Annotated in this window: 9 protein-coding genes; 6 read left to right on the forward strand and 3 right to left on the reverse strand. The window is 64.5% G+C overall.

Annotation, left to right across the window (positions count from 1 at the left end; genetic code table 11):
* Positions 1–803 (reverse strand): glycosyltransferase family 2 protein (locus tag EN781_RS17100; RefSeq protein ID WP_145965532.1); only part of this gene is annotated, 803 nt, incomplete at its 3' end.
* Positions 804–882: 79 nt separating this feature from the next.
* Positions 883–2,016, reverse strand: coding sequence for a nucleotidyltransferase family protein (locus EN781_RS17105; protein ID WP_126056858.1), 1,134 nt, complete (start codon positions 2,014–2,016; stop codon positions 883–885).
* 502 nt (positions 2,017–2,518) lie between these two features.
* Here EN781_RS17105 and EN781_RS17110 point away from each other — a divergent pair.
* From EN781_RS17110 to EN781_RS17135, 6 genes are all read left to right on the forward strand, one after another.
* Positions 2,519–2,671 carry a lasso peptide gene (locus EN781_RS17110; RefSeq protein ID WP_126056859.1) on the forward strand — a complete coding sequence of 51 codons (153 nt, stop codon included), beginning with the start codon at positions 2,519–2,521 and terminating at the stop codon, positions 2,669–2,671.
* A 214-nt stretch (positions 2,672–2,885) separates the two neighbouring features.
* Entirely contained in the window at positions 2,886–3,185 is a 300-nt protein-coding gene (locus EN781_RS17115) for a PqqD family protein (protein ID WP_126056860.1), read from the forward strand.
* On the forward strand, positions 3,169–3,585 hold the full coding sequence (locus EN781_RS17120; protein ID WP_126056861.1) for a lasso peptide biosynthesis B2 protein: 417 nt from the start codon (positions 3,169–3,171) through the stop codon (positions 3,583–3,585). The genes EN781_RS17115 and EN781_RS17120 overlap by 17 nt, the downstream gene beginning before the upstream one ends.
* 3 nt (positions 3,586–3,588) lie before the next feature.
* A complete protein-coding gene (locus tag EN781_RS17125; RefSeq protein ID WP_127400173.1) occupies positions 3,589–5,505 on the forward strand; it encodes a lasso peptide isopeptide bond-forming cyclase in 1,917 nt (638 codons plus the stop codon).
* Entirely contained in the window at positions 5,502–6,494 is a 993-nt protein-coding gene (locus tag EN781_RS17130) for a serine kinase (protein ID WP_348631387.1), read from the forward strand. Before EN781_RS17125 ends, EN781_RS17130 begins: the two co-directional genes overlap by 4 nt.
* Positions 6,495–6,502: 8 nt before the next feature.
* Positions 6,503–8,353 carry an ABC transporter ATP-binding protein gene (locus EN781_RS17135; RefSeq protein WP_126056864.1) on the forward strand — a complete coding sequence of 617 codons (1,851 nt, stop codon included), beginning with the start codon at positions 6,503–6,505 and terminating at the stop codon, positions 8,351–8,353.
* A 35-nt stretch (positions 8,354–8,388) separates the two neighbouring features.
* Here the strand turns inward: EN781_RS17135 and EN781_RS17140 are convergent, their stop codons facing one another.
* The gene (locus EN781_RS17140; protein WP_126056865.1) at positions 8,389–8,661 is read right to left on the reverse strand and encodes an exopolysaccharide production repressor exox; all 273 of its coding nucleotides are present in this window, start codon (positions 8,659–8,661) and stop codon (positions 8,389–8,391) included.
* Between the last annotated feature and the right edge of the window lie 312 nt (positions 8,662–8,973).

Genomic DNA, 8,973 nt, shown 5'->3' on the forward strand with positions numbered 1-8,973 from the left:
TATTTGTCGCGCACATGGCGCTCATGTTTCCTGAGCGCCGCCTTGGATGTCTCCGGCAGCGTATCAATGGCAAGCAACGCCAGGTCCGCGTCGGCAAGGCGCTTCAAATCCTGCGTCTTGTGGCGACCGCTCAGCGAATCGGCACGCACGATGGCGCCATAGCCACAGGACCTGATGACCTTGAAACGGGCGCCGCAGGCGACGGCGCGGGCATAGAGCTCATAGTCCTCGCCGAGGCGCAGGTTCTCGTCGTAACGCAGACCGTGGCGTTCGAGGAAGGCCCGGCTGATGACCGGCTTCAAGAAGCCCAGTTCGCCGCGCTGCACGCGGCGCCTGGAGATGTTGCCTTCGACGAAACGCTCGAAGTCGAGGAATTCCGGATCGGCCGAAAAGGACGGGGCGACGACCTTTGAGACATCGGTCGCCGTGTCGTCCCGGATCAGCATGATGTTGTCGGCGGCGAAATCCCAGTCGGTGCTGGCGAACAGCCTGCGAAAGCGGCCCTCGAGGAAGAAATCGTCGGCGTCGAGGACGCTGATGAAGGGTGAGCTCGAGCCGGCAATCGCGGCATTGCGGGCAAAGGACGGCCCCCGGTTCACATCGAGGCGCATGACTTTGAGCCTGCCGCTGCCGTCATCGGCGGCGCGCGCCACCTCGGCGGTGTCGTCGGTGGAGGCGTCGTCAACGACGACGACTTCAGCCGCTTCCGGCTCACGCAGCGCCGACGCTATGGCGGCCGGGATCGTTCGGGCGGCGTTACGGGCGGCGATGATCACGCAGACCCGGGAAGCTGTGCTGGACATCAATTGACCTCTCGATCGAACGAGTCTGTTTCGAATTTCCTGCCCCTGTGCCCCAAAACGATCGTCACCGGCTGCCTGCTTAGCCGACTGCCGGCCGTTCGAAAATGCGTCGGCTGAGATCGGCCGAAGCCGCCCAGCCGGCCTCGGCCAGATAGCGGACCGGCGCGCGGCCGCATAGTTCCCAAAGCACCGTCCTGCGCAGGGGCCAGCGCAGAGAGGACAGCCAGGGCGCAATCACCATGTGGAGGAGGTCGGCGTCGTCGATGCGCGACAGTATCCGCGTGGCGCGCTCCGACAGCAGCGTACCCGCGCCGCCAAACAGCACGTCGGCCGCCCTGAGGCCCAGCAGCAGCGTATCCTCCAGCCCCTGCCCGGCCGCGTAGTCGAGCAGGTCCCGCTGTTCGGCTTCGCCGAGGCGGCCGGCACTGGCCCTGACATCGCAGACATAGCCGGCGCAGGGCTCACGGTTGAAGAAGGCCTTGGCGACGCTGATGCAGGACAAGAGCAGCGTATCGGAAGCCGAAATGAAAGGCACATGATTGCCGGCGATCCCGACCTCGCGCCTGCGCCGCAGGAAGCCGTCGGTGTCACGCGGGCTCGGCGAGCCGGGCTGCTGCAGCCGGTAGTGGAGGTCGACGGTGGACGGCCTGGCGTCATCGCCACGGATCATGTGTTGCTCGCCGAGGAAACGCAGCCACCACAGCGAACGCGACTTGCCGGCGACCTCGTAGCCCATCGCGCGCAGCGCCTCGCGCGCCTTTGCAAAGCCGGCCTGCGAGACGAGGATGTCGACATCGCCCGACGGCTTCATGAAGTGATCGCCATAGAGCAACTGCTGCTGGAACGGCCCTTTCAGGAAAACGAAATCGATATGCCTTTCGCGCAGCGCCTGATGAATGGCCAAGGAATCCATGATGCCGGACGAATTCATCGAGACCGTGCGGCGACGGTAAGTGTCGAGCCAGCCGAGCAGTTCGGACGGCGCTTCGCCGGCTTTGGTATAGGACAAGGCCTTGAGCACGAAGATCGCAACCTTGTTCAGCCTGGCGATGTCGGCAACCACGGCGGTGGAGATGGACGGCGCCTGCACGCCGACTGCCACCGCACCCGGGCCGGGCGCGAAAAACAGCCTCAGGCACACCTGAACGTAGTCGACTTCGTCGGCGCAGTCGGCGGCGCGTAGCCTCTGGTAAGCACTTTCCTGCACGGCCATTCCCGACAAGGTCCTCGCAAAAAATCCGCCCAGCGTGTTATATTGCAACTGCGAAGAAAAGCATCGCCAAAATCGCCGCAGCCGTCCAGCATTGCTTTGTCGCGGCGGAGTCCTGCAACCACAGCGTTTACATGGGCGGCACTTGGGCAACTCGACAGGCGACCCAGTTCGAGCCTGCGATTCGACACGAATTCGGGCGCATCCGGCACAAATTCTTCATTCCTATAATGCGAGCATTTTGAGTCAAGAAGGACTTATAATAATTAAATCAAATGCTTAAATTGGCGCCGCCGACTCGGCGTTGAACTCCCTTTGCAGGGCATGGCAAGGATATGCCTGCAAAAGGCTTGATCACCAACCAAGGCAGGCGCAACCAAGAATTGATTAATGGTTGGTAAATCATGCTTGACTCATTTAGGGTGCCATGCAGCTATTGCGTTGCAGCATAGCAATGTGCTGCCGGCACTCGACAGGCCGTTTCCAGTCCTTACCGGAGAGTAAAATGGAACAGAATGTTGAAAAGCAAGAGTACGAGACGCCGAGCCTGACGGTTCACGGTTCGATCGAAACGATCACGCAGGGCGGCTCGGGCACGACGGCGCTCGACGCAGCATTCCCTGCGCATACGCCTTTCGACCAGCTTACGTTCTCTTGAGCTTGATTGTGTTCCGGGGCGCAAAGTTGGGGCTCCGAATACGTCTTCTCGGGAAGCCGGGGGCCCAATCCCCCGGCTTCCTGCCTGAGGCCGCGACCGGACCGGCACAAGGCCCTGGGCATCTCAACGATGACCTCTCGGGGCGACTCGGCTGATGCCGATCGATCCCTTCCTGGAACTGACGAAGCGTAGCGTTTTGTAGCGAGGTTTTAGGATGACGTGGGATCCGGCGGATCGAGACCGCGTAACAGCCACCAGCGACGCCGTGGCTTGCGAATTCGGCAACGGACTGGCGCTGCTCAATCTGCAAACCAACATCTATTACAGCCTGAACAGTGTCGGCGCCTATATCTGGGAACTGATCCAGGAGCCGCGCCCGGTTGCCGACATCCGCGCCGCGGTGCTCACGCGCTACGACGTCGATCCAGCGCGCTGCAAGGCCGACGTCGATGGACTGTTGAAAGGCCTGGCCGCGGCAGGGCTTGCGAGGCTCCACCATGAGGAACTTATCTAGGCTCCTCTCGCTCAGCGGTGCGGAGATGCTCTTCCTGGCGCGCTGCATTGTGGTGGTCGCCGCCGTGCGGCTGGGGCTGACGTTGTTTTCCTTCAACCGCGTTCGCCGCCTGGTGACCCGGCTTGACGCGCGCGAGGCGGCCAGCGTCGCCGATCTGAGACGCGTCGCCTGGGGCGTCGCGGCCGCGGCCCGCCTTGTTCCCCATGCGAGCTGCCTGACCCAGGCATTGTCGGGCCAGTACCTCCTCGCCCGCCAAGGCAACACATCGAGAATACGCATCGGCATCGCGCAGGACACCGGAGCCGAACTGAAAGCGCATGCCTGGCTGATGAGCGGCAATCAGATCGTGCTTGGCGGCTCCCTTGCCGGGTTTGCCCATCTCGTCGACCACGGTCAGTGAACGATGAGCGGCGTCGCCGGAATCCTGTCCAGACGGGCTGGCAAACCCGCCACCGCCGCCGACATCCAGCAAATGCTGGCGCGCATGCGGCATCGCGCCCGTGACGGCGCCTCGTGGTGGTCGGACACGGCGATAGCCCTCGGCCATGCCTGGCTGAACACGACCGACGAAGCCGGGCCGGGTCCGCTGACGATGGCCGGCGGCAGGCTGGCGATCACCGCCGACTGCCGGCTGGACAATCGCGACGAATTGCTGGCGCGGCTCGGCATCCGGGACAAGTCGGTCGCCGACGCCATGCTTGTGATGCGCGCCTATCTCACCTGGGGGGATGCCAGCCCCACCCATCTGCAAGGCGACTTTGCCTTCGCCATCTGGGACAGCGAACGCCGGGCGCTGTTTTGCGCCCGCGACCATTTCGGCGTCAAACCCTTCTATTATCACGCGAGCGACCGGCGTTTCGCCTTCGCCTCGGAGATCGGACCGATCCTTGGCCTCGACGACACCAGCGCGCGCATCAGCGAGCACCAGATTTCCGGCTTCCTGGCCGGGCTGACGGATGATCCGCAATCCACCGCCTACACCGACATCTTCCGCTTGCCGGCCCGCCACAGCCTGACGGTGACGGACAGCCAGGTGGTGCTGCGCCGCTACTGGCAGATCCAACCCTCGGGACGGCCGCTCCGGTCGGATGCCGCCGAGGAGTTCGGACATTTGTTCAAGCAGTCGGTCCACAATCGCATGCGCGGAACCGATGCGGTCGGCGCGATGCTGAGCGGCGGCCTCGATTCCTCCTCAATCGCCTGCGTGGCCGGGCTTGCGAGAGCCGCGACGCGCAAGCCCGGACTGCCGACCTTCTCGCTGATCTTCGAGAAAGGCTCCTCGATGGACGAGAAGCCTTTCATCGACGCCGTGCTTGAAAGGCCAGGCCTCGACAGCACGCTGATCAGCGTGGGCAACTATGCGCCCTTCGCCGAGTTCGAGCGCATCCTGGAGGAGCAGGAAGGCACGTTCCTGGCGCCTGGCCTGTCGCTGACCCGCAGCATCTACCGGACCGCCGGCGCGCAGCGCATGAAGGTGCTGCTCGACGGCCATGGCGGCGACGAGGTGGTGTCGCAAGGCCACGGCCATCTGCACGAGCTGGCCGATGCCGGCAGGTGGATGGAGCTGTGGCGGGAATTGCGCGGCGCCTCGAATACCTATGGCGACGGCATGCTCGGCATGTACTTCAAATTCCTGACCGTCTACGGGCCGGCCTGGCGGATCGCGAAACTGAGGGGGATGGCCAATCGCGTCCTCGGCAGGCTGCGGCGCGGGCCGGCGCCTGCGCCGCGTGGCTGGGGCGGCTTGGTCAACCCGGCGCTTGCCCGGCGAACCGAGCTCGCCGAACGGTTCCACAGGGCCGGCTACATGCCGTCCAGCGTCAGCGCCAGCGAGGCGCTGACGCATCGCTGGATCCTGTCGACGGGGCTGGTGCCGCACGCCTTCGAGGTGCTCGACAAGGCCGCCGCCAATTTCGGCGTCGAGCCGCGCTATCCGTTCTGGGACAAGCCGCTGGTCGAGTTCTGCCTGGCGCTGCCGGGCGAGGAGAAGCTGAACCGGGGCTTTGGCCGCTACGTGCTGCGCCGCGCCATGGACGGCATCCTGCCGCCCGCTGTGCAGTGGCGACGCGACAAGATCGATTTCACGGCCAACCTAGTCAAGGGCATGGTCGGCAACCACCGCGACCTGCTGGACAGGGTGCTGGGGTCGGACGCCGGCCTGATTGAGCCCTATGTCAACCTGCCGGAGGTGACCGCCGCCTATGCCCGCATCCTGCGGCGGCCGCACGAGGCGGAGCCGCTGGACGTGCAATATGTCTGGCGCTCGACCTCGCTGTCGCTCTGGCTGCGCCAGGTCAAAATCGGCGGGAGCCACGCATGATGTCGTTCAACGGTTCGCTCGCGCCCGCACTCCGTCAGAATTCGGCTGAGCCGGTCGAAAAGAGCGGCCGGGAACGCCGCTTCTACCGGGCCTATGGGCTGACGATTAGGTCGGAGGTGGCCTTGCCCGAACTGGAAGCCACGGCGCCGGCCGAGCCAGACATTGTGATCACGGTGGGCCCGATCGACCATCCAGGACCCCAGCTCGTGGCCGGAACCGCCTTTCGCTTCGAGCCGGCGCGGCAGTATCTCGCCTGGGAGGCGGTCGGCGCTTTCCTGATCAGCGATGCCCGCCGCATCGACATCGAGCCCGTGCCCGGCATCGACGACCAGCTGATCGCCTTCCCGCTGCTGGGGCCGGTCATGGCGCTGCTTCTGCACCAGCGCGGCCTGCTCGTGCTGCATGCCAGTGCGATCGCCGTCGGCGGCAGGAGCGCGATCTTCATGGGCGACAAGGGCGCCGGCAAGTCGACTACGGCCGGCGCGATGATCAGCGCCGGGCACCGGTTGCTGACCGACGATGTCGTGGCGGTGGATATGTCGAGGCCGGACGGACCGGTGATCATTCCCGCCTTTCCGCAGCTGAAGCTCGCCGCCGATGCCGCCGCCGCCATCCCGATCCGGCAAGCGGAAATCCGCCCGCAGGCGCATCCGGCCATCGACAAGGCGCAGCACCGCCTGCATGGCGGATTTGCCCGCGGCGCGGTTGCGGCAACGCGGATCTACATTCTCCAGCGCCGCGACAGCGCGGCGATCTCGCCCCATGCGGGGCCTGGCGCCTTGTCGGCACTCATCAAATTCTCCTACGTGACGCGCTTCGGCCGCGCCGCGCTGGTCGGCGATTTCGCCGCCATGCATCTTCGCCAATGCGCGGGGCTGGCCAACCGGATCGGCGTGCATCGCCTCGAAGTGCCGGCCGGGCTGAACCGGATCGGCGAGGCTGTCGCGCTGATCGAACGGGACCTGGCGTCCGGCAACAGGCCGGAGTGAGACGAGCCATGGCCAAAATCCTTCGCCTGTCGCTGGTTCGGGATATTGCCGGCTTCGGCGCCGTTATGGCCCGGATCGGCGGGCGGCGGACATGGATCGCGCTCGTCTTCCTCATCCTGGGCAGCCTGACCGAAGGCATCTCGATCCTGCTGCTCGTCCCGCTGCTGCATCTTATCGGCAGATCCGACCAGGATTTCGCGATCAGGCTGCCTGACAACCCTGTCCTGTCCTGGCTGGTGCCTGGCGGGACGCTTGGGCTGGCGACGGTGCTTTGCCTGCTCGTCGGCCTCGTCGCGCTGCAGGCAGGCTTCAACCGCTTCAAGTCCGTCTATATGGCGCGGCTGCTCTATGACTTCGTCAACCGCCTGCGCATGGATCTGTTCGAGGCCATCGGCAGAGCGCGCTGGGGCATTTTCGCGCGCACACGCAGTTCTGATCTCGATCATGCGTTGACCGGCGACATCGATCGCATACAGGCCGCCGCCTTCTCGCTGCTGATGCTGGTGCAAACCGCCGTGCTACTGGCCGGTTATCTCGCGGTGTCGCTGTTCATCTCGCCGGTGATGACCTCGTTCGCCATCGTCATCGGCGTGCTGATGTTCGTGGCGCTGCGGCCGTTCCGCTCGCGCGCGACGACCTATGGCCGGGTGCTCACCGCCAATCGCCAGGACCAGTACCGCACCGTCTCGGAATTCCTCGGCGGCATCAAGGTGGCCAAGAGCCTGAATGTCGAGGCGAGCTATTTCGCGCAGCTGCAGGCGACACTGGAGAAGATGAAGGCCGACAACATCAGCTATGTGCGCAACAGCACGATCGGCACGGCCTTTTTCCAGGTGGCGAGCGTCATCGGCCTCAGCCTGTTCATCTACATTGCGCTTACCCGGTTCCATCTCGCGCTGGCCGAAATCGTCGTGCTGCTTCTGGCCTTCATGCGGATCGCGCCGCGCTTCATGGACATGCAGACGCAGGCACAGCAATTGCTGATCAACGTGCCCGCTTACGCCTCGATGCAGGACCTGCAGACGCGCTTCGACGCCGAGCGCGAGACGGCGGCCAGCCAGGCCGCGCAGGGCGTGAGGTTGACCCTCGATGTCGGGCTCGACATACGCGATGTCTCGCTTGCCTATGCCGGCCTTGCCGATGCCGCGGAGGGCAAGCCTGTGGTCAGCGGCATCACCTTCGGCCTTCCCGCCGGCAAGGTCACCGCCCTTATCGGCCCTTCAGGATCGGGCAAGAGCACGATCGCCGACATGCTGCTCGGCCTGCTCGAACCGACACAAGGCAAGATCCTCGCCGACGGTGTCGAGATCGGGCCGGACAACCGCAGGCTTTGGCGCGACCAGGTGGCCTATGTGCCGCAGGACGTGTTCCTGCTGCACGACACGATCGCGGCGAACCTCAGGCTTGCCGCGCCGCAAGCCAGCGACGCGGAGCTGTGGGCGGCGTTGCGCGCGGCGCATGCGGCCGATTTCGTCAAGGGGCTGGAGCAGCGGCTGGACACGGTGGTCGGCGACCGCGGCATCCGGCTCTCGGGTGGCGAACGCCAGAGGATCGCGCTGGCGCGGGCGCTGTTGCGCAAGCCATCGCTGCTCATCCTCGACGAGGCGACCAGCGCCCTCGACTGGCAGAATCAGTCGCTGATCGCCAAATCGATCGACGGGCTGCGCGGCACAATGACAATCCTGACCATTGCACACCGGCCTTCGATGATCGCCTTCGCCGATTGGGTAGTGGCCATCGAGAACGGCCGCATCGTCGAGGTCGGGCAGTATCAGCGCCTGAAGGCGAAATCCGGCAGCCGGCTGTCCAGGATGCTGTCGGGCGAGCAGGCGGAACCAGAGGTTGCCGACGCCGGCTGAGCGCGCCCGCCTCGCGGTTTCAGCAGGACGCCGCGCTAACGGATGCTGCGCCTGGCGCTGAACTTCTCGCCTTTGGCAGCCTTTGGAGCGCCAAGGCCTCTTTCGGCCTCGCGCATCCTGTCGGCCACGGTCGGCGCGCTCCTGGCAACCATGAGAAAGACCAGCAGAAAATAGCCGGCCTGACTAATGGCGACGCAGATCACGGCGCGCAGCATGATCGTGCCTAGCGAGGCGCCATCGAAATAGGACCACGAGATCACGATCGCGAGGGCGAACAGCATCCCGACAATGAACTTTGGAAGTGACATGTCCGTCGATCCATCAACCGACACGAGCATGCAAAAGTGACGACTTACCCACCCGAGTATCTCCCCATGCGCCACGCGAGCTTATCCTGCTGCTCGCTTTTCGGCCGGTTGCTTCCGGCCTTCCCAACCTATCCAAACTCTAACATGAACAGTTTGCGACTCTATTAAGGCGGGATACCTCGGGCAAGGCCAAGCACAAATAATTTTGAATGGGTTTTCGGGTTCGACTCTGGCATGCTGCGTCGCACACGCCGGCTCCACAGCCGATTGCGGAAAGCAGATTTTGCTGCAGTAGAATCCGCAATATTAATT

Origin of the sequence: Mesorhizobium sp. M4A.F.Ca.ET.090.04.2.1, assembly GCF_003999085.1 — a bacterium.
Taxonomy (GTDB): Bacteria; Pseudomonadota; Alphaproteobacteria; order Rhizobiales; family Rhizobiaceae; genus Mesorhizobium.

Bases quoted from the DNA above. Each gene is read 5' to 3' on its own strand.
- EN781_RS17105 (WP_126056858.1), bottom strand. From the start codon at position 2,016: ATGGCCGTGCAGGAAAGTGCTTACCAGAGGCTACGCGCCGCCGACTGC.
- EN781_RS17110 (WP_126056859.1), top strand. From the start codon at position 2,519: ATGGAACAGAATGTTGAAAAGCAAGAGTACGAGACGCCGAGCCTGACG.
- EN781_RS17115 (WP_126056860.1), top strand. From the start codon at position 2,886: ATGACGTGGGATCCGGCGGATCGAGACCGCGTAACAGCCACCAGCGAC.
- EN781_RS17120 (WP_126056861.1), top strand. From the start codon at position 3,169: ATGAGGAACTTATCTAGGCTCCTCTCGCTCAGCGGTGCGGAGATGCTC.
- EN781_RS17125 (WP_127400173.1), top strand. From the start codon at position 3,589: ATGAGCGGCGTCGCCGGAATCCTGTCCAGACGGGCTGGCAAACCCGCC.
- EN781_RS17130 (WP_348631387.1), top strand. From the start codon at position 5,502: ATGATGTCGTTCAACGGTTCGCTCGCGCCCGCACTCCGTCAGAATTCG.
- EN781_RS17135 (WP_126056864.1), top strand. From the start codon at position 6,503: ATGGCCAAAATCCTTCGCCTGTCGCTGGTTCGGGATATTGCCGGCTTC.
- EN781_RS17140 (WP_126056865.1), bottom strand. From the start codon at position 8,661: ATGTCACTTCCAAAGTTCATTGTCGGGATGCTGTTCGCCCTCGCGATC.